Source organism: Neisseria sp. P0021.S007, assembly GCF_051956855.1.
Genome location: NZ_JBQCXA010001476.1, coordinates 1 through 475 on the forward strand (window position 1 = coordinate 1; position 475 = coordinate 475).

The 475-nt window shown below is 53.9% G+C and carries 1 pseudogene; it reads left to right on the plus strand.

Features of this window, described 5'->3' with window-relative positions:
• Nucleotides 1-475 (plus strand): annotated as a pseudogene (locus tag ACTHUR_RS19780) (DUF692 domain-containing protein); the annotation flags it as partial.

Genomic DNA, 475 nt, shown 5'->3' on the forward strand with positions numbered 1-475 from the left:
CAGTTTGACCGCGTGGCGGAACGGCTGCCGCTGGCGTTGCACGGATTATCCATGTCGTTGGGCGGACAAGCACCGCTGGATACTGCCTTGATAGACGGAATCAAAGAAATGATGCGCCGTTATGACTGCACGTTTTTCTCCGACCATTTGAGCTATTGCCACGACGGCGGTCATCTTTACGATTTGTTGCCGCTGCCTTTCACTGATGAGATGGTGAAACATACCGCGCGCCGTATCCGCGAAGTGCAAGACCGTTTGGGCTGCCGCATCGCCGTGGAAAACACCTCCTACTACCTGCATTCTCCGCTTGCCTAGATGAACGAAGTCGAGTTCCTCAACGCGGTTGCCCGTGAAGCCGACTGCGGCATTCATTTGGATGTGAACAATATTTACGTCAACGCCGTCAATCACGGCCTGTTGTCGCCCGAAGCCTTTTTAGAAAATGTGGACGCAGAGCGCGTGTGCTATATCCACA